17 protein-coding genes and 1 pseudogene are annotated in these 23159 nt (G+C 52.6%); 13 read left to right on the forward strand and 5 right to left on the reverse strand.

What is annotated here, in order from left to right; translation table 11 throughout:
* Positions 1–7 precede the first annotated feature (7 nt).
* The 7 genes from OX89_RS17985 (at position 8) to OX89_RS04225 (ending at position 11092) form a co-directional block, all read left to right on the forward strand.
* Positions 8–1516 carry a conjugal transfer protein TraH gene (locus tag OX89_RS17985; RefSeq protein WP_084001999.1) on the forward strand — a complete coding sequence of 503 codons (1509 nt, stop codon included), beginning with the start codon at positions 8–10 and terminating at the stop codon, positions 1514–1516.
* 7 nt (positions 1517–1523) lie between these two features.
* Positions 1524–5147, forward strand: coding sequence for a conjugal transfer protein TraG N-terminal domain-containing protein (locus OX89_RS17990; protein WP_084001989.1), 3624 nt, complete (start codon positions 1524–1526; stop codon positions 5145–5147).
* Between the two features lie 146 nt (positions 5148–5293).
* The gene (locus tag OX89_RS04200; protein WP_084001990.1) at positions 5294–6262 is read left to right on the forward strand and encodes a tetratricopeptide repeat protein; all 969 of its coding nucleotides are present in this window, start codon (positions 5294–5296) and stop codon (positions 6260–6262) included.
* A gap of 12 nt (positions 6263–6274) precedes the next feature.
* Positions 6275–6865 (forward strand): hypothetical protein, encoded by a 591-nt coding sequence (locus tag OX89_RS18415; RefSeq protein ID WP_157497296.1) that lies wholly within the window; start codon positions 6275–6277, stop codon positions 6863–6865.
* 2 nt (positions 6866–6867) lie between these two features.
* On the forward strand, positions 6868–9567 hold the full coding sequence (locus OX89_RS18420) for a fibronectin type III domain-containing protein (protein ID WP_157497298.1): 2700 nt from the start codon (positions 6868–6870) through the stop codon (positions 9565–9567).
* Positions 9568–9643: 76 nt separating this feature from the next.
* Positions 9644–10336, forward strand: a complete 693-nt coding sequence (locus OX89_RS04220; RefSeq protein WP_157497300.1) for a hypothetical protein — start codon at positions 9644–9646, stop codon at positions 10334–10336.
* 21 nt (positions 10337–10357) lie between these two features.
* Positions 10358–11092: a DsbC family protein gene (locus OX89_RS04225; RefSeq protein ID WP_084001991.1), complete on the forward strand. Its 735-nt coding sequence runs from the start codon at positions 10358–10360 to the stop codon at positions 11090–11092.
* A 173-nt stretch (positions 11093–11265) separates the two neighbouring features.
* On the opposite strand, the gene OX89_RS04230 is transcribed toward OX89_RS04225, so the two are convergent.
* From OX89_RS04230 to OX89_RS04240, 3 genes are read right to left on the reverse strand one after another with little or no spacing between them, the layout of a single operon-like run.
* Entirely contained in the window at positions 11266–12255 is a 990-nt protein-coding gene (locus tag OX89_RS04230; RefSeq protein WP_199856202.1) for a disulfide isomerase DsbC N-terminal domain-containing protein, read from the reverse strand.
* Positions 12245–12964: a hypothetical protein gene (locus tag OX89_RS04235; RefSeq protein ID WP_157497304.1), complete on the reverse strand. Its 720-nt coding sequence runs from the start codon at positions 12962–12964 to the stop codon at positions 12245–12247. Before OX89_RS04235 ends, OX89_RS04230 begins: the two co-directional genes overlap by 11 nt.
* 24 nt (positions 12965–12988) lie before the next feature.
* On the reverse strand, positions 12989–14248 hold the full coding sequence (locus tag OX89_RS04240) for a GspE/PulE family protein (RefSeq protein WP_047349695.1): 1260 nt from the start codon (positions 14246–14248) through the stop codon (positions 12989–12991).
* A gap of 178 nt (positions 14249–14426) precedes the next feature.
* On the opposite strand from OX89_RS04240, the gene OX89_RS04245 reads away from it, so the two are divergent.
* The 5 genes and pseudogenes from OX89_RS04245 to OX89_RS04260 all read left to right on the forward strand — a co-directional run bounded on the left by OX89_RS04245 (position 14427) and on the right by OX89_RS04260 (position 19917).
* Positions 14427–15311, forward strand: a complete 885-nt coding sequence (locus tag OX89_RS04245) for a hypothetical protein (protein ID WP_047349696.1) — start codon at positions 14427–14429, stop codon at positions 15309–15311.
* Positions 15312–15320: 9 nt separating this feature from the next.
* Complete coding sequence (locus OX89_RS04250; protein ID WP_047349697.1) at positions 15321–17678, forward strand: hypothetical protein; 2358 nt, start codon at positions 15321–15323, stop codon at positions 17676–17678.
* 75 nt (positions 17679–17753) lie between these two features.
* A pseudogene (locus OX89_RS19340) lies at positions 17754–17936 on the forward strand (DUF6538 domain-containing protein); the annotation flags it as partial.
* A gap of 54 nt (positions 17937–17990) precedes the next feature.
* Complete coding sequence (locus OX89_RS04255; protein ID WP_047349698.1) at positions 17991–19421, forward strand: site-specific integrase; 1431 nt, start codon at positions 17991–17993, stop codon at positions 19419–19421.
* Positions 19422–19467: 46 nt separating this feature from the next.
* Entirely contained in the window at positions 19468–19917 is a 450-nt protein-coding gene (locus OX89_RS04260; RefSeq protein ID WP_199856203.1) for an H-NS family nucleoid-associated regulatory protein, read from the forward strand.
* Between the two features lie 48 nt (positions 19918–19965).
* Here the strand turns inward: OX89_RS04260 and OX89_RS18425 are convergent, their stop codons facing one another.
* Complete coding sequence (locus OX89_RS18425; protein ID WP_157497306.1) at positions 19966–20256, reverse strand: hypothetical protein; 291 nt, start codon at positions 20254–20256, stop codon at positions 19966–19968.
* A 356-nt stretch (positions 20257–20612) separates the two neighbouring features.
* On the reverse strand, positions 20613–20900 hold the full coding sequence (locus tag OX89_RS18430) for a hypothetical protein (protein ID WP_157497308.1): 288 nt from the start codon (positions 20898–20900) through the stop codon (positions 20613–20615).
* Positions 20901–21183: 283 nt separating this feature from the next.
* On the opposite strand from OX89_RS18430, the gene OX89_RS17995 reads away from it, so the two are divergent.
* Positions 21184–22581 (forward strand): MobA/MobL family protein, encoded by a 1398-nt coding sequence (locus OX89_RS17995; RefSeq protein ID WP_084001992.1) that lies wholly within the window; start codon positions 21184–21186, stop codon positions 22579–22581.
* Positions 22582–23159 lie beyond the last annotated feature (578 nt).

Below are 23159 nucleotides of genomic sequence, written 5' to 3' on the forward strand. Positions count from 1 at the left end.
CATGCGCATGAAGCCACTTCGCAATCTGTCCATGAAGGCGACGAATGTCTCTATCGGTCTTGCGATTTGTTTAGCCTCGGTGACAGGCACGGCCCAGGCTGGACTGAAGGAGGCGATGAACAAGATGTTTGTCAGTACCTCAACACAGGCCCAGGCGATCAATTCCCAACGTCTTAATGGTATGTACGGTGGGTCGATGTCGTTGCGACCAGTCGGTTCTGGGATCAACATTGTGCAGTTCGCTCTTCCACGCATAGAAGCGGGATGTGGCGGTATTGATATGTTCTTTGGTTCGTTTTCGTTTATCAATGGAGCGCAATTTGAACAATTGATTCGTTCCATCGCCGCAGGCGCAGTTGGTTATGCGATAAAGGCTGCGATTGGTAGTATGTGTAACCCATGCGGAAACTACATTGAAGGCCTTGAGCAGGCAATGAGAGCCCTCAATGCCATGGCAAAAAATACTTGCGCCATAGGCGCGGCCATCGCTGGCGATGAAAACGCGCAGGCAAGAATCAATGAGCAAACGGCAAGACTTGGCCGAGGCCTGTCGGTGGCGGTCAATGGAAATGCAGACAACTTCAAGGCTGAAAATTGGCGTCTATTCAATACGACCAAGGACGCCGCCAGGGGTGGTGATTCGGAGGGTGCTGGTGTCAAGAATGCCATCGGCGAGAATAACCCATTGAATGGAAACCTCGTATTCAGGGCTGCCAATGAATCTCTGGATAACGGCGCAAACACATTGAAGGCTTTCCTTTCGAAGAAGGACATAATTCGAGTAATTATGGGATTATATGGCGTAACTATCATCAATCCAGATGGAACCGATGGAACGAAATGCCCAAAGGATGCGCCTCCTGAAAAATGCTCTGAAGATCCACAAAAATACGCCCCGTCAATTACAAAGTGGCAAATGCTGATGGAGCCACGAAAATATAATGAGGACGGGGTGAAGGTCAAGGAGTGCTTGAATGCCGCTTGTACCAGAATCGACACCGGAACGCTGTCACTTGCGGAATGGGGCGGGGTTACAGATGCAGTTCACACCGCATTGTTCGGCACCCCCTATGGAATGGGGCCACCTTCGCAGGATTCAATTGTCGGTGCATTTGTACATAAGGTGCCACCTACCGTGAGTTCATTGAACCAATATGCACGCGCAGTTACCACAATGTTGAGTATTCCTGTGCTAAATATGATGGAAAAAGTTCAGGATATTCCTGGGGCACCTGAAACGCTTGGATATCAACTGGAAGGGATTCTCCCCGAATATTTCGCATATCAACTCGCCATGGAATTTCATAGCATAGGTGCGAATGTATTTTCCGGGCAAACGAAGGTTGACATGCCGGCCAACTACGCTGCTAACCTCAAAGACAAATCGGATGAACTAAATACCATGAAACCGGATGGCATGAGGCTGTTCGAGATCATGAATAAGAGCAGTGAGGCACTTATCAACATACGTCGCTTGACGCGTGGAGCGTATACCGACGCGAACGTTAAGAAGTAGTTTGATCATGGCGTTTACCATCTATACGGTTTCAGACCCGGCTATTGTTGGGTCGGTCATGACCTCAATGGCCATGTTCTTCGGCCAGGATTCCTGGGTTGGAACAAGTGTCAAAATGGGCTTGATCATAAGTCTTTTGACGATTCTCGCCAAAGGTGTTCTTGCCAAGGAAGGTCTAAGGCTTGACGTTTTGCTTTTGCAACTGATTGTTGTCTGGGTGATGTTCATCCCAAAAACAACCGTCACAATTGAACAGTTTGAAAACAACGCACCCGTGAGAATGGTAGACGACGTGCCTTATGCGATCGCATTGCCAGGAGCGGTTGCTGGTTCTTTCGCACTCTTCATGACGAATAAGATTGAAACCGTGATGTCGGGTGTCGATGGGAAATACATTACGGCGAGCGGTGAAATTGACCCCTTTGCACCAGCAAAGGCGCTCATGAGGATCGCGACATCCCCCATGGATCCGGCCAGGCATATGGACATCAACCTCATACAGACTTTGCATAATGCAGCTAAGGTTTGTGGTGGGAAGGACACGGCGAGCATTCGGTTTGAAAAAGAAAAGGACGGTTTTGCGAAGTTCGCCAACTCGTTGACAGAACCCGGCGTAGTCACCGTATACAACGAGAGCTACCCATTCAGGGATTCAGGGGGCGGAGGGGAGTATGTCACCTGTGATGTGGCCAAGGCTGAAATCGCAGCTGTTGGCGCACAGCTCAAAATGAATAACCTTGGCAGTTTCCAAAAAACCATGAATGGTATTGCCGAGACAACTATGGGATCGCGATATAGCGATAATTCGAGCAGTGCCCCAAATAGCAATCAATGGGGTGATTTGCTTCCCATATTGAATCGCGTGGCCCCGGCAAAGGCCCAGCTTGACAGCCTGGCGGTCGCCAACATCATGAGCTACACGGTACTTTCGCAAACCGCGCGTAATGCCAAGAAGACGGCGATTGACGAGGTATTGGAGATCCAACGGGACGCCGGGCTGTTTCAATGGGCCAAGGATGAGTCCATGCAGGCCATGATGGTGAGCACCACGGCACCGAAGTTCATGGACATCCTGTTTTTCATATTCATTGCGGCAACGCCGATCGTGATGTTCGTGGTGGTCGCCAATCCAGCGTCGGGCATCAAGGTGGCGGGGGCCTATGTGCTGTTTGGATTGTGGACACAGAGCTGGATCCCCATGATGGCGATCATCAGCGGGTGGTATCAGGCGGAGATCAAGAATTTTGCTTCTCCTGGCATGGATGGGCTGACGCCGGAGTACCTTTCGGCTCTCATGCGGCATGTGAGTACCAGCACGATTGCGGCCTCCAACATGCTGCAGTCGGCGCCTTACATGATGTTTGCGATCATGACTGGAAGCATGTTCGCCATGTCTAGCATGGTGTCCAAGGCTGCGCCTTCGGCTGCGGCGATGGGGGGTGGAGCTGCTGGCGGCGGCGGTGGCAATAAGGCAGGCATGCTAGGCGGCGGACTGATTGGGAATGATATCAATCCAACAGCCCAAATGCAGCAGTTAAGACAGGCTGCGGCGATGGCCAATGGCTCCGGGGGCCTACGGGGCGTCAATCCTGGTGGCGATGCTGGGGCCGTAAATCCCGGATTGGCAACGATGAGCACGGGGGGTGATGTAATGAGTAGCGCAAATGCCACTCAGGAAAAATCCGCAACAGCCAGAAAGTCACTCGATATGCAGTGGGCTGAGGCCATGAAGAACAGTGCAGCGCTTGCCAGATCCTCGTCAAGCTTTGTGAGTGGACAACAACTAGCGAGTGAGATGCAGAAAGTCGATTCTTCTGTTAAATACAATTCGGCTGCCAATACCGTTTCCGGAAACGGTTGGAGTTTCGACATGAAAGATGGCTTTGCAGCTGCGTCGATTGCCTCTTTTGGTGGGGATGCAGGTGCTGGAATTTCCACGCCAGGCGGTAAGGGTACGATTGCAAAGGCATTATTGGGGATCAGCGCCGCGCTTCAGAAAATTGCAAATGACCAAGTGGCGCTTGCTCGTGGTATGACACAAAGCGGAGGGACGCAGGTGTCAAGCGGTGGAGGAATTGATGGAGGGAATGAACAAAGTGCAGGTCAGGGTATTGATGGAAGGAAGGGATCAGAATTTAAGAGAAGCGCACAGGCTGCGGAGGAATTAGCCAAAACAGCTCAACGTATCGCCGGTCAGTCGGAATCCCTTGACCAGGCGGATAAGTTGACAAATTCAGCTTCGTCTTCATGGAAAGGAGGCGCGTCATCGGAGTTTAAAGGAGGCGATGTTGCTAACCGTTGGGCCGCAATGAATAACACTCCTCTTGGGAATTCACAGGAAGCATTGCAAAAAGTTATTGGCGCAATAGGTGGAGAGCTTGGGCAAAGACTCTCTGGACAAATTGCGGCAAATCAGGAAAAGTTGAGAAATCAGAAATCTGGTCTTACTGAAGATCAAATTGCTGCCGTCGCTGCGTGGCAAGCCATGGATGCGATGCGGCATAGCGGCAAGCCAGGGGATAACATGCAGGGGTTGCTGGGCATGGCCAAGTTCGCTGCGGCGGCTGGTTTCAATGATGTTTCGCCGGCATTGGCACAAGTGGCGAAAGCGGAGGGCCTCGTGAATGATGTGAATAAGAACATTAAGGATATGGAAGACAAGGTTGCGCCGCAGGTCGCTGCGGCGGTCGCGATAGCAGAAAAGAAACTTAGCCCAGAAGAGCAAAAGCAGCACGATAAAGCAGTGGAAGCAAGTCTGGCCAAGGATAAGGGCGAAGCTGAGAAGATATACAACCATGCTCAGGGTGGTACGACGAGAGTGGCCGCTGAGGGCCAAAGGCGTAAGGAAGCGCAGGATGCTATCTTCCTGGAACAAGACAGACAGAATAAGGATATTGGTGCAATGGTTCAGGCTGCGGCAGCAGCTAGGGAGCAAAGGAACACATTGGGGGGAAGCATAGCGGCTTGGGCAGAGCGAAACGGCATGAGCGTCGATGATGCGAAGAAGTATGTAGAGGCTGGTAAAGCTGACGGTAATGATCGGAAACAAATTCGTCAAGACGTGGCAAAACAAGCGGCTGCTGAAAAGCAATATGAAAAAGCAAGAGCGAGCATCGGTATGAAGATTGACGAGTCGAATAAATGGCGAGCAGCAAATGGGGTGGCACTTATTGATAAGGATGCAGTCATGGCGAGAATAGGAGGTGGAAAATCTGGCGGGGCGCCAGATTCCAAGCCTACTGGAAATGCCTCTGAAGGTACGCCTAAGCCAGTGCCATCGCCTGCACCTTCGCCGTCGAGTCCGACGCCGGCCCCGCCACCTTCTGCTGGAATTAAAGCCGCTGCAGCCGTAACGAGTGTGCTAGGTGGTGCTACGGCAGTGGGTAAACATGCCGCAACTGTGGTCAATGGAGCCCCTGCAGCAGTCGGCAACGGAGGCAATGGAGTCACACCAGGTTCTGCAACGATTGGTGATACACAGCGCTTGAATCTGCAAAAGGAGAATAACGGCGGGAGCGTACAACAGCCTGTCGTACCGCAGGGGACGGTCAAAAAACCAAACGCTGCATCGTCTGACAGTGGTGGCAAGCCTGGTGCGAAAGGACAGCCAGTACAGAAACGCCAAAATTGATCAACATTTAAACCGGCTCAGGCCGGTTTTTTTACGTGCCGACCTTCCGCAACTAACGAAACACGCCAACTTTGGATGTTTTTCCAAGGAAAACGCAACGACCGCACGCCTAGCATCAAGCCAAAGTACCCGCAATCCGAGAACCTATGCCATCAACGCCGCCCCCCATCCCTCGATCTCAAGTCACATCGCCAGCACTGCTCAAGCGCTCGATCCAGCGCTTCCTGTCCGTCTCGGCAGTCTTTCTGCTAGGCCATGCGGCAGCATCGGCATCGAACTGCGCGCCGCCCAGCAACGCCCACGTTGCCGCTGCTGAGCTGCTGCTGAAGGCCAACGACTCCAAGTCGGCCTACGGCACCCTCTGGCGCGGCTGGCGCAATGTACCGTCCGAGACCATGGACAACTATCCAGATTGGGACAACCCCGATGCGGGTGCGTCCTATCGTAAGGCGGCGTCGATGTACGAGCAGGGCAGGGGTGTCGTCGCGGATGAATTCATGGCCCGCCACATGAACTGGATGGGCTCGCAATACCACGATGCGGAAGCGATGTACCGCACGTCGGTAGATTTCTTCGGTCGCGGGTATCGCGTTGACGGCTGGTTATGGGCTGAGCGCGCCAAGGATTGCGGACATCCTGGTGCGATTGTGCTGCTGATTGAGCGCAGCATTCAGGAAGGAAAAACGCAAGATGCGCTGAAATACCTTGAGCTGGGAATCGACAAGGGGATACCACAGGCGAAGTTTCTGCTGGCAGAGCAGTATGACAAGGGTGGCTTGGGTCTGCCGAAGGATCATCAGCGGGCGTTTAGCTGGTATTACCTTGCGGCTAAGGACGGCATTCCGAAAGCCATGGTGGCTGTAGCCTATTACTTTGTGAAGGGACAAAACGGTGTAAGTGATGATGTGGCTGCGATTCACTGGTATCACAAGGCCATGATGGCAGGCGATCGTGACGCTACTACTGCTTATGCGTGGATGCTGGAAAATGGTCGAGGTGGAAGTTCTGATAAACAAGGTGCCGTTTACTACTATCGGAAGGCAGCTGATCTTGGAGACAACAAGGCAAAAGAATTGCTCGCTGGTATCACTTCGCTGAATCGTTCCATACGCTAGAAAGGGAAAGCCATGAATCCATCGAAAATATTGTTAACGCTGCTGCTTGCGGTTTCTTTTGTTGGAGGGTGCACAACGCCTGTGCCAGAAGCTCGGCGTGAAAAATTCGACCTGCCTGTGGCGGCTATCGATCAAAACCCTGCTGAAGATTTCAAGGAATTTTTTTCCAAAACGCTTGATCAAGCGGATCGCGGGAATCCCGATGCGATGCTGAATGCGGGTGCAATATTCCTCTCTGGTTCTAAGACATTGTTTGGTGTTGATCAAGTGGACGCAAATCTTGATCAATCGTTTTTCTGGTACAAAAAGCTATCCGAAAATCCCGACGCTGCAATAGCATCACAGGGTGCTAAGAATGCTGGATTTGTACTGGTACAACGGTATAGGTCATCACATAGTCCTCAAGATCTGGATGGTGGGCTTGAATTTCTGAGCAAGGCGAGCAAATATGACACTGGAGCGTTGATGTTGCTTTCCATGTATCAAGTGGAGTTCGATAGGAATAGTGCCGTAGGCCAAAAAAATCTCGCAATGCTGGCGCAGAAAGGCAACGACGTTGCTCGTGAATTTATCAATCAACACTCTGCTGGAATTGGAAAATAATTATGAAATCCAAAGGATTGATTGCTGCATGGATTGTATCAATTGCGGCGTTGGCTCCATTGTCGGCTAATGCAGATGCTGTTTTTAATTCACAACAATTCGAACAATATTCGAAAATTTTCACAGGAACCCCATGGGTTAGTGATGGAACCAAGGGTGTCGTAGTTTATGGTCTGGTAGGTGGATCGGATGCGACACAGAGTATTGATTTTCGAGCTTACCACCAACACTACGAAGCTGTTCAATACTATTATGCATACTACAATACATATGATACGTCATCGTGCATGGCGGGCGTAGGACTTTTGACCACTGGAACAACCGCGCCAGGCACACCACTGGCGTCAGCTTTGCCTGCATTTGGTGGTAAGGCGGCAATAATCAGTGGTCTGGCTGGGGGGAAATATCTCTGTACGACAGCAAAAGTAGCAGCGGCACCGTTTAATAACACAAACTATTTTTTATATAGTGCCATTCAGAAACTAAACACAGCGGAAGTTAATGTGACCTGTGCGGCAGGTTCACTCTCTTGGGGTGCCGGTAATATATGTTCGTCTCCGGTATCGCTCTCCAATAGCGGAGTCAATGCGTATCTTCCCAATCAGTATCCTGGGGCTGTTGGTGGCGCTAATGCGTTGTGTTCCAATGGCTCTTGGGTAATCAGCTCTCCTACCTGTACTGCGAATCTTGCTGCGCCTTCAGCAGTAAGCGCCACTGACGGAGCTCTCCTTGGAAATATTTCCGTGACGTGGGCGGCAGTTCCGTATGCCAGTAGCTACGATGTCCAGTACCGCCTGCAAGGCACACCTACGTGGACTACAGTGGCAGGCGTCAGCAGTGGTTGGCAGTTCAGCACGGCCGATGAATCCAATTTCGAATTCCAGGTGCGCGGCACAAATGCTGCGGGCGCGGGTAGCTGGAGCGCCACGGACACCGGCTACGTTGCCAGATCCTGTGCCACATCGGCGTTGAACTGGGGCGCTGGCAACTTCTGTAGCGCCTCAGCGGCAGGCACCACCTCGGGCGGCTCACGGCCATTGACCAACGGCGTGGTTGGTGCGAGCGGTACGGCGACGGCCGTGTGTACCAACGGCACTTGGAGTATCAACCCCGGATCCTTGTGCAGCGCCAGCATGGCAGCACCCGCCGCGCTCAGCGCCACCGATGGCACGCAGCAGGGCAAGATCGCCCTCACATGGAATACCATTGCCGGAGCCGATGGTTACAACGTGCAGTACCGCAAGCAAGGCACGGGCATATGGACGGCGGTCAACAACGTCACCAGCGGTTGGCAGTTCGATACCACCGATCGTGCGACGTTTGAATTCCAGGTGCAGGGCAAGAACGCGCTGGGCGTGGGCAGCTGGAGCGCAACGGACACGGGCTTCATTGCACAGACCTGCCAGCCTGCGACCCTGAAGTGGGGCACCGCTAACTTTTGCTCGGCAGCGATTGGACTGGGAGAACCGAGTTCCTCGCAGAATCTGAGCAACGCGACCACAGGCGCATCAGGCGCGGCAGTGGCCACCTGTGACGCCATCAGCGGCAACTGGGCGCTATCCAACACCTCGTGCGCTGTGAGCCTTGCCAGCCCATCAACTTTCACGGCTACGCAAGGCACCATCGCGGACAACATCAAAGCGGCCTGGGGCGCAAGCGACGGTGCATCTAGCTACGACGTGCAGTATCGTCAGACGGGCGCCCCCGGCTGGACGCAAGCCACAGGCGTCAGCAGCGGGTGGACACTGCCGGTTTCTGACGTGAACAACTACGAATTCCAGTTGCGTGCCAACAACGTGCTGGGCGCTAGCGATTGGAGCGTTACCGCAACGGGCTGGATCCAGCGCTGCGATGCTGCACCGATCAACTGGGGCGTGGCATCCTTGTGTTCGGCGTCACCAGCAGTGACCAAGACAGGTGGAACACTGGTACTCACCAGTGCCACACCAGGCGCAAGCGGCGGCACTACGGCCGCGTGCGTGGCTGGCAAATGGTCGCTGAGCGCCAGCTCTTGCGTCGTGGCGATGGGTCTCAATGCCACCGATGGCACCTTGGAAGACGAAGTGGCCTTGGCATGGACGAGCTCTATCTCTGGCATGAACGGCGTGAAATACGACCTGTATCGAGGTGAGCAGAAGATCATCAGCAACGGCAAGACGCTCGCTGCCTCGGACGTGCCCGATGAGCGCGGGGTGGAGCAGACCTACAAGGTGCAAGCCATCCTGAACAATGAGGTCGTAGGCGAAGCGCAGGATATTGGCTATCTCCCCGCCTGCCGTGCAGCACGCCTGATCGGTGCCAGCCTGAATGCGGATATGTCGGCCATCAGCGGCCTGGTTGAACAGTGGAGCTGCCTGGAGAGCCTGACCAGCACCAGCGCGATTGATCTTCAAGCGAAGCAAGACGTTGGTGTGACGGGCGAGAAGATCTACAAGAGCTTCAGCGTGGCCGTTCCGACGAGTCTGCCGGACGGTTCGCACGTCCTGCACCTGGGCCTGCAGTCTCAAGGCGTGGTGCTGAACGCTGACCGGGTGTACGATGTGCCGTTCGCGCTTGATCGTGCTTCGATCGCGATCAAGAACATGTCGATCATCTACAACGGCTCCAATGCCACCAACGGCATGGAAGCCAACTCCATCGGCCGATTTGGCATAAAAATGGACGGTGGATCTGGAATCGGTTTTGCCGAAGAGCTGAAGTAGAGCCGAAATCCAAACACGACAAAAACGGGCGCTTTTAGCGCCTGTTTTTTTTTCCGCTGAAGTCACCATAGCGCTTATGGATTCACAAGCAAATACCAACGGCCTTCGGTTATCGCGCCGTTCGGTTTTGAGCATCATGGGCCTGCCACTTCTGGGCATGTCCACAGCCTGGGCTCAATCAGGGCGAAAGACTGCCACTGCTCAAATGAACGAAATGCAGCGGCAAATGTTGACATCGCTGCCGGTCTTCCCATGGCTGAGTCTGCTGGAATCCACGCCCACAAAGATTCAAAGCCATGTGCAAACCTTGATCACCAGCGCGCCAGGAATATTGCATGCGTGGAGTGATTCTGGGGTGACGGGTGGCGATGCGCTGAATATCAGCAAGCCCCTGGGATCTGGATTGCTAGGCGAGCAGGATCTGAAGATCCTTTCCATGGCTTTCAATGCATCGAGAAAGCTTGAGCTGGTCACCTTCATGGTGGATCGCGGGTGGAAAAACGCGAACGCTCAGCCGCTCGTCAATAGGATCACAAGCCGCTACTCGATGTATGCCAGTCCGGTCAGAATCATGGATGGCGAGTCCGAAGCGACCGATCAATACTTCCTGTTCGACATTGGCAAGTTCGTGATTGAAATTGCCGTTCCGCAGCATGGCTCGTTCCTGCCGGTATATTTCACGACCAAGGAAATTCATAAGAAGATACGGACAATGGACGGAACTTATGACATCTTTCGGGAAAGTCTCGAAAAAATCAACGCACAATAAACCATCGATCTGACTCACAAAATGTTCAAAAAAACTCTGCTTTCAGTTTCATTGTTGCTCGGCAGCATCAGCATTGCCTGTGCCGGGACGGGCATCGAGGAACTGGAAAAAAAGCTCACCAAGAGCATGCCAGGCCTGAATGTTGAGTCTCTCAAAGAGACACCAATGCCCGGAATTTTCGAGCTGGTATCCGGTGGCGACGTGGCCTATGTCTCGGCGGACGGCGTGCACATGATCCAGGGCACGTTGTTCAATGTGCCGGAGCGAAAAAACCTTTCTGAGCAAACGCTTGGAAAGATCCGCTCCAAATCGGTTGCGGCCCTTGATGCGAACTCCTTGCTGGTCTACCCTGCAAAGGGTAAGGCCCTGCATACCATCACGGTATTCACGGATCCATCCTGCCCCTATTGCCATAAGCTTCATGACGAACTTGGCAAGCTGAACGAGCTGGGTGTGACGGTCAAATACGCCCTGTATGCCCGTAGCGGCAACGGAACCCTCACGGGTCGGCAACTGCAAACGGTACTTTGCTCCAAGAATCCCAAGCAAGAACTGGATCGGTTTTTCAAGAATGCGGCACAGAATTCGGAAGGTGCTGAGTGCAGCAAGGCGAATGGCCTGGAGAAGATCGCCAAAACTGCGCAACAGGTGGGCCTGCAGGGCACCCCGCATATTGTGACTGACAGTGGTTTGTCGTTTGCTGGCTATCGACCGGCTGAAGAGCTATTCAAGGTGCTCCAGCGCGGCAGCGAATAATTTGTTTCTTTCGTGGCTCCCTCTAAGACCTGCAATGGTCTTTTAACCGCCTTCGGGCGGTTTTTTTTCGCCTAGAATTTCTGACAATAAAAAACCCGCCGAAGCGGGTGTGGGTGTTGACATCCTCCCCGCCCTGAACGGGGGGCTTGTCGCGCATTGGGTCTTCGCCCAACTCAAGGCTTGGTCAGGAGTTGCGTCCAGTCCGCCTTGCCTGTCGGAAGCATGATGTACTTAGTCTTGTCGCCCGTGCCATCGTAGATCAATGGCAAGGTATCCAGCCTGGCAAGCATCGCCTGGCTGGAGTTGTCCTCGATCTGAAAAATTCCAATCCCCATGGCTTGCTTCAGATTGGCATCATTTTTCAGGCGTGCCGGATTCATCCACGGCGTAGAACGACCTTGCTCCGCGTACTCAATCAGCTTGGGCAGACCATCCCCTGAGATTTTCTGATAGCCCATGGCCATGGCCATGGCGCCGGTAGACATCTCATCCTTGCCACCGGACACCAACACAATGCGCAGCGGGCGTGGATTCTTGCCGCCGTCCAGCAGAGACTGGTGCAACCGCACCACATTCAGAAAGCTGCTTTTGCCGTTCTCATGGCCCAGATCGACCACGAACTGCAACGGGGCCATCTTGTTGGTCTTGCCACCGGGAATCACCAGACCGTGCATGTCCTGCGGGCGCAGGGCCTTGGCGGGGTTGTCCGCGAGCTGGCCGCGCACGTAGCGTTCCGTCATCATGTTGAGGTCGCGTTCCTTCTCCATGTCGATGAGCATCCCCACAAACAGATAGCGCTTGGTTTTGTCCGTATAGAAGACGAACAACTCCTTCCGGCCTTCCGGGGACTTGGCGTTGAAGATATCGGCCTGCACCACAAAGCCATCGAGGCCAGGAATGGGCGTCTCGACCTTGCTGACGACTTTCGCGTTTTCCACGCGGCTTTTCCCATCATCACCGAGCATGGCCTCAAGGCGCTCGCTCTTGCGCAACCAGTCGGGGATATCCTTGTCCTCGACGTTGCTCGTCTTGATGGGGCTCCCCTGGGATAGCTTGGTGGGCTTGACCACGAAATCGGACAGGCCACCTGCGGCGAAGGAACTGCCAGTGCCAGTGATGGCCAGACATGCGGCTACAGCCAAAACGCGAAGATCAGAGCGCATCGATACCTCCCTGGATGGCACGGCTGACCATGGCATTGAGCAGCAACAAATACTGCTGTGCGTTCGAGCTTGCATGGTCGGGAGTCACGACGATCTTGCCGCCAATGGCCACGGATGGCGTGGCCTTCAGGCCATACCGCTGGATGACGGAAGCGTGGGCCGGTAGGCGTTTTTCAATCCCCTTGGCCTGGGCATTCATGAAAGCCTGCAGATCCTTGCCGGAAGCCCCGGAGCTTTGGAGAACGGTGCGAATGATGTCCTCGTTGGCCAGTTTCGGGAGCGCTGGTTGACCGGTATCGGGATCGCCTTGGATGAGGGTATACATGGTGTAGTCGTAGAGATGAATCTTGCTGGGTGCAAGGCCCTGCATGATCAGGCGCCCATAGACCGCCAGCAATATGTTGTCGGAGTTGGACGTGATGACCGGGGTCGCGTCGAAACGATATGGGGTAGGCAAGGACTTGCCCCATTGAACCAGGCCGTTGTGATAGCTTCTGCAATAGGGGCAGTCGTAGGAAAAGAGCAGGCGGACAACCTTCTCCTCTCCCTTGATCTTGGGGGTAATGAGATCGTAGGGCTTGAAGCTATCTGCCGGTTGGGGGGCGCCGTTCAATGGTGCGGTTGGAGTGTTGGCAAGGGCGGAAAGAGGCGTTGCCGCGACGGCAGCGGCTGCCGCCAGAAGGGAACGTCGATAAGTGAATTTGCTCATAAAAAAGTCATGCAAGAAAAATTGTCACTCGATAAAGAAACCAGAACCCGTCACGGACATGACCTCATTCAGTGAGGTCGATCCATCTAATGCCATGCGCATGGCATGCTGGGCCAGTGTCTGATATTGCTGCTGGCCCTCGGCTGCGCGAATCAAAGATTTGAGGTTGCCTTCTTCAATCGCTTGACGAGCCTCGGGCGTCGGAATAATCAGTTCAAAAACCGGCGTTCTGCCAGCCCACCCCTTGGTGCAATGCTCGCAACCATTGCGATCGGGCTCGTAGAGAATGTCCACGGAAGCGATTTCGTCATCCGTCAGATTTTGAGATTTCATCTGTCCAATCGCGTACTGCGTGACAGGCGTTTCGACCTTGCAATGAGGGCAAAGGCAGCGCACCAGGCGCTGAGCCATGAATCCCCCGACAGATGCAGCCAAGGCGTTTTGGTCAACCCCCAAATCGAGCATGCGGGTCAAGGACACGGCAGCGCTGTTTGTGTGGAGCGTGGACAGGACAATGTGACCCGTTAGCGCCGCCTGGGTTGCAATGCGCGCCGTTTCGGAATCACGAATTTCACCCACGAGAATGATGTCCGGGTCTTGCCGAAGCATGGACTTGAGCGCCGATGCAAAAGTCAGGCGCTCATTGGTCTGGGCTTGCACGATCCCGGAAATCCGATATTCGATGGGATCTTCGGCCGTGATGATCTTGACCTTTGGCGTATTCAGGTGCTGCAAGATGCCGTAGAGCGTGGTGGTCTTGCCAGAGCCCGTTGGGCCGGTGACCAGGAATAGTCCCTGTGGTTGGGAGACGACGGTGCGGATGGTGGATCTGATGATCTCCGGCATTTGCAGCTCATCGAGCGTCATGAGGGTTGCCTGCTGGTCAAGCAGGCGGCAGACAATGGACTGACCTACACCAATGGGCAAGATGCTCACTCGGACATCGACAAAGCGACCATCCACATCGAAGCGAAATTTGCCGTCTTGTGGAGTCAAGCGCTCGACCAGCGATTTCTTGCACTTCACGCGAAACTGCTTGTCGAACTCCCTGGACATTTGCGCGGACTGCCTGGCAACCTCGACCAACTCACCATTGCGACGAAAGCGAATGATGCATTCCGTGTCGGTGTCTTCGAAGTGCAAGTCGCTGATGCTCTCGCGGGCTGCGCGTCGGAAAATGTCGTTCAGGAAAGCAACAGCGCCTGCATCAGTGCTGCCCGTGGAAATGAATTCTGTGGGTTCCTTTGCGACTTCATGGTGAACTCGGCCTATTGGTTTATGCATCAAGACAACCCCGGTGAAATGAAAGTATTTGGTATTCTATCGAATGACAGCGGAAATCCGATGGCCAACTCTGTGAAATGAATTGCCGGGAGATTCAGGCGCGATTGTTGCGAATTTACCAATGGTTTGAATCCGGTAAATTCTGATGTAACATGCAAATCATCTACGGTGCGTAATCATGGACACACTAGCTTTTAAAACGACATTGAACAATGACCACGAGGCTGAAGTCACGTGGCGTTGGTATCAGGGGAAAACCAAGAATCCGCTGGGCGGTTCGATTGTGGTCACCGATCTCAGCGAACTTTCCGGCGATCTCCGGGCCGTCGCGGAATTGCGAGCCATCAACTATCTTTTGCAGGAGCGGCAAGTTCACGGTGTCGGCCGACTCGGCTCCGGGGTTGCCATTCAGGTTTCCGATGGCGCGATTCGCAAAGCCTTGCTCAAGGGCGCGCTCAAAGCCAAGGGGAGCGGCAAGACGGCAAAGCACCGCGTCGCGCAGGCTGCCGAATTCATGGGCACCAAATTCTTCTGTGCGAGCGTGAGTGTTGAGCAACGATGGCGCGATGTGGAGTACAAGGCATTCGAAAATTGCACCATATCCATGCGCGCAGGTGAGCCGCGCGCCGTGCTGCCATGCGCATTGCTTGGGGAACATGTCGCGATCACGCGCCACGGCCTTTTCAGGCAGGTGGGCAGGATTGACCAACATCTCTCTCAATGGCAGGAAGATGATTTGACGAATGTCCCGGACGCACGGTTTGAGGCGGGTTGGCAATGGTTCAAACGCGTTTTGAGTAGCAAGAACACGCTGGAACTGTTGACGCGCAATGCACTCACCGACAGGCAGGCGCAAAAATATGGCCGCAATTCCCGCTATCTGCTTTTCCCGGACTCGCAGGTTCCAGCGGTGCTGGTGGTGTCGAAGGATGAATCGGGCTGGGCATTGGTCACCGTTCTGCGCGAAAAGCAGGTGAATTTTCTGGATCGGCCTGCCTATATGGTTGGCCAGCGGTTGGTAAACGCCCATGTCCATGAGCGTACAAAGGCCATGCGCAATTAAGGAGGGGAAATGCAGCGTTTTGCGACCGTATTCGAATATTGGCGCTCGTTGGAGGCCTTGACGCCGCAAGAGGCCTCCCGTGTAGACGCGCACCACGCAACGGCACCTGTATTCGGGTTGACGGCCGATCAGGCGTGTTCAATGCCTTGGGAGAGCGGTGCTCTTCAGGCCAGGCCTGCCAGGCGGGGACTGGAGTGGGCTTACGTGGCGCAGTGCGGCGTGCATGATGCAGATGCCGTCCATCGGCTGGTGTTGGCGGCGCTCAATGAAACCCCCGAATACACGGAGCAGCCCACGCACAGGACGCGCCTGTTCGATCTTGGATTTGATGCCCAGGGCTACCCCATGGCGCAATCATTCGCGCTGTCGCTGGCCGCATGGGCGGCGGGATACATCGTGGGCCAGGGCGGTGATGTTGAGGGCTTGCTTCGGGGCGGTGCGTTGCCGCTCAAGGGGTTGAACGCACCCCATGGCTGCGCGGCGCAAAGCGGGTTTGAAGGATTTGACATCCTGCAGGCGGCACTTACCGAGCTCATCGCTTCCCAGGAAACGGAACTGCGCAAGCAGAAAACACCTGCCAGCGCCCAATGGCTGGGCGAGTTGATCGCGGCGGTGGCGCAGCATCTGAGCCTGCCGGATGCCATCTTTGGCAAGCATGTGCAGTGTCGGGTCAAGGCATTTCAGGTGCGGCCCAAGGACGCGCGGGACAGTACCGAGGGGCGCGAAGGTCAGCAAGACGAGGGCGATGACACGCTCGCCAGCTTCTTCGTCCAAGACTTGCAGCGCCTGGAACGGGCATCGGGCAAGGGGGCGATGGGCAAGGCGGTATCTGCGTTCATTCAGGGGAGCGAGGAGGGCGAGCGGCTCGATGTGCATGACGCTGATTCGAATGAGGCCCTGGCCCATGCCTTGCATCCAGCGCGCATGCCAGCGGGCCGCTGGCCTTCGGAGCATGCGTTGGGATTCAGCCAGCAGTTGGCCGTGAACGAAACATGGAACGCTCTCAGAAGCCGTTCGGGCCTGTTCGCGGTGAATGGGCCACCGGGTACGGGCAAGACAACCATGCTGCGCGATGTGGTGGCAGCCGTGGTCACGGAACGGGCAGGCATTTTGGCCAGGCTGGGAGATAAGGCATTCGGTGGCAAAGAGTCCATGCGACTGGGCGACACCTGGGTGCCGTACTACCGTCTCAACAAGCTTCTGATGGGCCACAGCATCGTGGTGGCGTCGTCCAACAATGGGGCCGTGGAGAACATCACGTTGGAACTGCCTGGCGTGCAGGCCGTGCCTGAGTTGGTGGCCAGCCGTAGAAGTTACTACGCCGACATTGCCTCCAACGTCATCAAGAAGGATGCTTGGGGCCTCTTGGCCGCGCCCCTTGGCAAGAGCAGCAACCGCAGGGATTTTCTCAACGCCTTTTGGTGGGGGCGCGACGTGGTGGGGGCGGATGGGGCCGCTTTGCAGCAACCTGGGCTGCGTAGCCATTTGAAAGCCTTGTCAGAGCACCCCGCCACACCCCGGTCGAAGTGGGAGGAATGCGTAGATCTTTTCCAGAAGGCGCAGGCGCGGGAAAAGCGTGCTCGTGCCGTGGTCGCCAAAAAGGCCGATCGCCCGCAAGCAATAGCCAGCCTTGCGGCACAACAGGCCCAGGCCAGCGCTGCCATGCAGCATCTGTTGTCGGTAGTGGCGGCACAGAAGGACACCATTCAAAAGCTGGAGCACGCCTTGGGCGCCAAGGACGGGGCGATACAGGCCATCTCCCAACAGCATGCGCGCGTGCGGCAGCAAAAGGAGGAGCGGGGGCGCAACCGGCCGGGGATGTTGGCTTGGCTGTCAACGCTGGGGCGTTCACACCGAGACTGGTGGCAGAGCATTCAAGAGACCGAGACCCGGTTGTCTGCCTTGCAGGCGCAACTGGATGGCGCACAACGTTCCAGGTTGGATGATGCCGTCCGCCGTGCCCGTGCCATGGATGAAGTGGCTCAGTTGGCACGCAAGGCTACGGCATTGCAAGCCGCCTTGCGTGAAGCGCGGGCAAGCCTGGTCGCTGAGCAGCAGCTCTTGGAGTCAGACATGGCGGAACTGGGAGACGCCTGGCTTGATGTCGATCTGGAGCATGATGCCCGTGAACGGCGGGAACCCTGGGCGGTGCAGGAATGGCAGCAGGCCCGCCAGGCGCTATTCCTTGCGGCTCTGGATGTTCAAAGGGCCTTCATCGAGAACAACGCACGGCAATTCATGGCCAACATGGGGTTGGCCAGTGATTGGCTGTCGGGCAAGCCGATGCCAGAGGATCTGGCGCAACTTGCGTTGGAGTCGCTGTGCCTGGTAGTTCCCGCCAGCTCCACCACTTTTCTAAGTCCTTGATTCTTAAGGACTTTTTGATAGGGGAAACGCTCACACTATGGGGTAACACCAAGGGTCACACTTTGGAGCCTCATAGTGCGTTCATCCGCCTACCTCGTACAGACCCGTAACGGCGTCTATCACGCCCGGTTCGTTGTTCCTCAGCATCTTAGAAACCCTTCTGAGAGCAGGGAATTCAGGGTCTCAACCCTTACCAAAGACCCACGCGACGCCAAAGCGCGTTCGCGGCTTTTGCGCGTCCTGGTAGAACAAATCTGGGCGACTTCTCGGGTACTCTCTCGGTCATCACTTGTTGCATATTTGCAAGCTCAGATGACGACCTTCCGAAAGCCTCAGCTTCCCATCCCCTTTAACGCGCACAAGGACGACAACGGGGAATGGCGCTTCACAGACGTCAAGCCCGAGGACGTGCCCGCTATCGACGACTTCCTAGAAGCCATGGATCGTCATGCAGCGCGTTCAGTGCCGCTATCTCAAATAGCGTTGAACACGACCCATGACGAAAAAATCAACGACCCCGGCAAGCTTGCGCCCGCGGCAAAAAAGCGGGTCACCCGGATGGCTGCGGAGTATTTGAAATACGAACAGCAAAGAGAGGTTGACCAAGAAATCGGGGTCAAGAAGGTTCCTCAGATTAGGACTCGCCTGCGCCCCTTTCTTGACACCTATGGCACCCGCCAGATTGGGAGCCTGACGCCTGCCGACATTGAGTCCTATCGCAAGATGTTGGTTTACTACCCCAAGAACGTCTACAAGCTTGCCTCAGCAGCGGGATTGACCTTTGACCAGATTGTTCAGAAGTCAAAAAACAAAACGCTCTTGGACAATAAAGGGCAACCCGCCGAACGGATTTCATCTTTGACGGTCGATGGCTATATGATGACCGTATCGAATTTCTTGGAGTATTGTAAAAAGCAATTTGCTATCAACCCAACCGTAATGGAAGGGTTTGCGAATAAAGTGGGCAAGGCAAAGGAAGGCATCAAGCGCAGAGCCTTCAACAAAGATGAAATGCAAAAAATCTTTGAGTCCGCCTACTATTCGGAGGCTACCTATAACTGTGCCTATCAATATTGGGTGCCACACCTTGGCGCATTTACAGGCGCACGGGTCAATGAAATTTCCCAACTTACCCCGGATGATGTTGACCAGGATAAGGATGGAATTTGGTTCATCAAAATTACAGCCTCTGATGAAGATGATGACAAGTCAATTAAGAATGAGGAATCTCGTCGCATCATTCCAGTTCATCAAAAGCTGATTGACCTGGGCTTTATTGACTATGTAAAATCTCAAAAGGAAGCTAAGGCGACAAACCTTTTTGATATCAATAAAGCAAAAGCCGATAAGTTTGGGAAGGTGCCTTCTGAGTGGTTCAATCAAAAATATCTAAGAAAATATATCGGCATCGACGACAGGTCAGTCGTTTTCCATTCATTCAGACATAGATTTATTACGTCGTTGGCACAATCAATTATTGATGGCTCTGGTTTGTCAGAGGATTCCGTCATCAAAGAGAGAATTCCAGAGGCATTGGTTTTAAGGCGCATTGTAGGTCACTCAGTTGCGCATAACATCACCGCAGGCCGAGGGCTATATGATGCCCATACAGACACCTACACCGGAGAATTTTCTATCGCTAGTATGAAAAGAGTCATTGATAAGCTAAGTTACGAGGGTGTGACCTTCGCTAAATTTCAGCCTATCGAGGCAGGTAAAAGACGGCGAGTTATGTTAAAGTAAAGCGCTCAATTAGATTGGGTTTTTCACTAATGAGAGGATGGGGATAATGGCTTATACATTTGAAGAGATTAAGAAGCTTGAACAAAAAGCCGCTGAGGCTGCTCAGAAGCTTCAAGAAGCCCGGCAGGAATTTAAGAGCGTTAGCATTGTAAAAGTCAAGGAAGAAATCAAGCTCTTTGGATTGTCTCCCCTCGAACTATTTACACGCCAAGAAATTGAATCCGCTCTTGACCGCGCTCCTAAAAAACAGTCATCAGAAAAGCCAAAAGACGATGACGCTAAGCCGCGTGTAAACGTCGTTATTTTCCGCGACCCTGCTAGCGGTACCGAGTGGAATGGCAAAGGCCCAATGATTCCTAAATGGCTTGTGGCGTTGAAGCAAGACGGGAAGCTTTACAAAGATTTCTTGGTCGAGGGTACAAAGTGGAACGGTAAGCCGGAGAAGGCCCCACATTGGGTTAAAGCGTTACAGGAAGAAGGCGTCTCGCTCAGTTGATGTTCGAGAATTAAAAAAGGGGCTTAGGCCCCTTTTTTGTTTGGCAAATCAAAAATTTTTATCTGCCGATTCAACCTTGCCGCCGCAAATTTTTACGGATATGGTTTTGCCGCTTAAATTTCCATGCCCTCGATATTGCCAGAGTTCTCGCCATCCTTCATTTCCGCTATTACATCTTGTGTATTCTTGGCGATGACGAACGTCTGGCGCTCCGGCAATCATCATGACCTCAGATGCATCTTTTCCTCGTGTGATGTTCCAATACTGATTTTGGTCAATTGCCATCGCGGCAGTGGATGATAAAGCGAGTGTGACTAATAAATATTTGATTGCTTTCATTTGTTTTCCTTGGTTTAGTATATGGCTTTATGTTTTTTACTTTCGCTTGAAAAAATCATCTAAGCTTTGGTTGTAATCCTCTACGCCTAAGTCTTTCTTTGCTCTTGTGGACGTGTAGGGCAATAATCCGGGCGCATTGCATTGGGTACAAACCTTTTGGCGTGTTGTGTGTCTCCATATGGTATATATAAGCCCCGGGAAAAATAGAAATAAATATAGAACGATTTCTATGAGTAAATGCCCCTTTGTATGGGTTTTGCCGTAGGTAAAGCAATTGCATTCTTGGCAATAAAAAGGGGGCTTTTTACCTTTTGGTATCGTATTAAATTTTCCCGTCGATTGTTCGTTGTCATTCTTCATAGAGCCTCCGGTTCCTTAGGTGCTTCCGTTTCAAAATTTAGAAGTACCTTTAACAGCTCTTTATCCTTTTCATCCGCACACTCGACAAGCTTAATAAGTGCCTTTCTTGCGTAGACTTCTTTCTTGCTTTGGCTGATAAGTAGAGCACCAACAACCGTTTTTCGTTTGTCGATGAGCTTTCTATTCTGTTTGGTTGTAATCTTTTTGAGTTCCTTTGTTTGCTCTTTGATTTGCTCTGCTCTTTCCTCTAATCGTTTTAATCGTTCCGTATAGCTAGTACTCATAGTCTATCTCCTTATATATTAAATATACCGATTTGGAGGTCAATAGCAAATATTATCGAATCTTGGAAAAGTTCTGATAATATAAATTCATGGAACACGCTGGTATATATCAATGGCTAGATAGCATAGCCCTCTGCAAGAGCTCATTTACGCAAACTAAAGTTTGCCCATTCGGCATGGGCTACGCCCCTGCACCCCGATGCTTCGCATTCTTCTATGTATTAGTTTTTATCCTTTGTAAACCGTCTGACGACGATTCACATTTACCAGTGGGGTGCGTCTAATGGCTGCGCTTGCCACATGGTTCACCCCCGTTTTAAGCGTCTTGTCTCGCTCGGACGGTAAAAGCGCCGTAGCCGCTGCGGCTTATCGTGCTTGTACAAGGCTTCACGATGCCCTCTATAAAAAGGTGCATGACTACACCCGTAAAGGTGGTCATGTGCTTTCTAAAATATTTGGGGACCACAATTTCAGTGTTGAAGAATTGTGGAACGCTGCCGAAGCTGCTGACACACGGAAGAACTCAAGAACGGCCAGAGAACTTATGGTTCCTCTTCCTTTCGACTGGACGGATGAGCAGCGCGAGAAATATTGCGATGACCTTATAGCAATGCTTAAAAAGTCTTATGGCGTTGCCGGTGTTTATTCCATTCACAAACCGCACGATGGGCGGAACTACCACGTTCATATTCTATTTACGACCCGAGAGGTGGTGGCCGGTAAATTTCTGAATAAAACGAGAGTTCTAGACGAGGGAAAGAAAAACGGGGAAATTACCAAGCTGCGTGAGAGGGTTGCAGAAATAACCAATGAGCATTCAAAGAAAAATGGTTCTGATTTTTACGTTACGGGTGGAACGTTTGCAGAGCATATTGAAAATCATATACCTACTGTAAATATTCCTATCAATGCATCTAAGGAACACCGAAAAGATTTAGAAGAAGATAATGAAGAAATTAAAAAGACAAGAAGCCAAGTCTCCAAGATGCAGGAAGAATATGAGACAGTTCAAAAGGCAATAGCTGCGCTAAAAGAAGTCAAAGAAGAGATGGATGCAGCGGCATTGATTGATGTACCAGCCACGCAAGAATTGCCGCCGCCCATTGTTCAGACTTCAAAGCCCAGGTTCTGGGAAGAGCAGACGAAAGACGTTGACCAACGAAAGAAAGCGGAAGCGGCTGAGCGTAGGCTCAATTTTCTAAATGAGGCGTATAGGGTGCGCAATGGATATAACCTAGTTGTCAAAAGCCGTAAAGATGCAGAGACCACTAAGAAGAATATGAATGCACTTAAAAATGAAATTGCAAGCATCAGAGCAATGGAGCCGACAATTTTCGAAAGTGTCTATCACAAGATGCACGACTTGATATCTAAATTCGGCTTGAATTCCGTTGCACCTATTGACGCAATTGCAGAGCGAAAAAATGAAATTCAGCGTCTCAGCAAAAGCTGGCACGAGAAAAAGAAAGAGCTAGACCGCTTAGCCACTCTTACTAATGACAAAGAGAATATGAAAATGTTCTATGCCTGGCAAATGGATGAGAGATATAAAAACGCAATTGCTGAATCTACTGCCCAGATTCCAAAATTTAATCCGGGTAACAATATTGTTGTAAATAAGCAACAATTGGATTATTCAGACCATCCATATTACATAGCGGATGAACCTAAGCCTTATTGATATCAAACCCCAGCACTTGGCGGGGCGTTATGGCCTAGTTTTCTATTTCTGCTTGGCTTTGTACAACAGGTGCCATGTGCCATAGATATAGCGGCACGCGACCGGGTGCGGTTCCAACGCGATGCATAGCCGCTTACCTTCGCTAACCGAATAGAGACGCACGCCGACTAACCCAGCCACAGCCATTTCGGGTTCTGTCGATGGCAATAAGTTGCCGTACTGGTCGGTTTCTGTTTTGCTTGGTGCATGAGCACGTTTACGTTGGGATGATACTTTTGCATTTGTCATGCTTTCAGCGTACTAGTCAAAACGGTGCTGTCAAATATGTCAGGGGATATCAATTAATCACCCTCTTGGGAAGAATAGGAATACTCCGACAAAAGTATCACCCTGATATCAGGCGTCTAAGATTCGTTCCTTAAACTTGCTTTATTGCGTAGGTAATGATATTTTGATTGCACAAAGAAAAAGCCCGCATGAGGCGGGCTTTTATATCGCATCTGTTTCAGACCGGGCTGCGATATGGGGCAACAATCAAATGATACTAAATATTCATCCATTGTCAAGTAAACAACAGG

The organism is Diaphorobacter sp. J5-51 (assembly GCF_001023515.1).
Classification (GTDB): domain Bacteria; phylum Pseudomonadota; class Gammaproteobacteria; order Burkholderiales; family Burkholderiaceae_C; genus Diaphorobacter; species Diaphorobacter nitroreducens.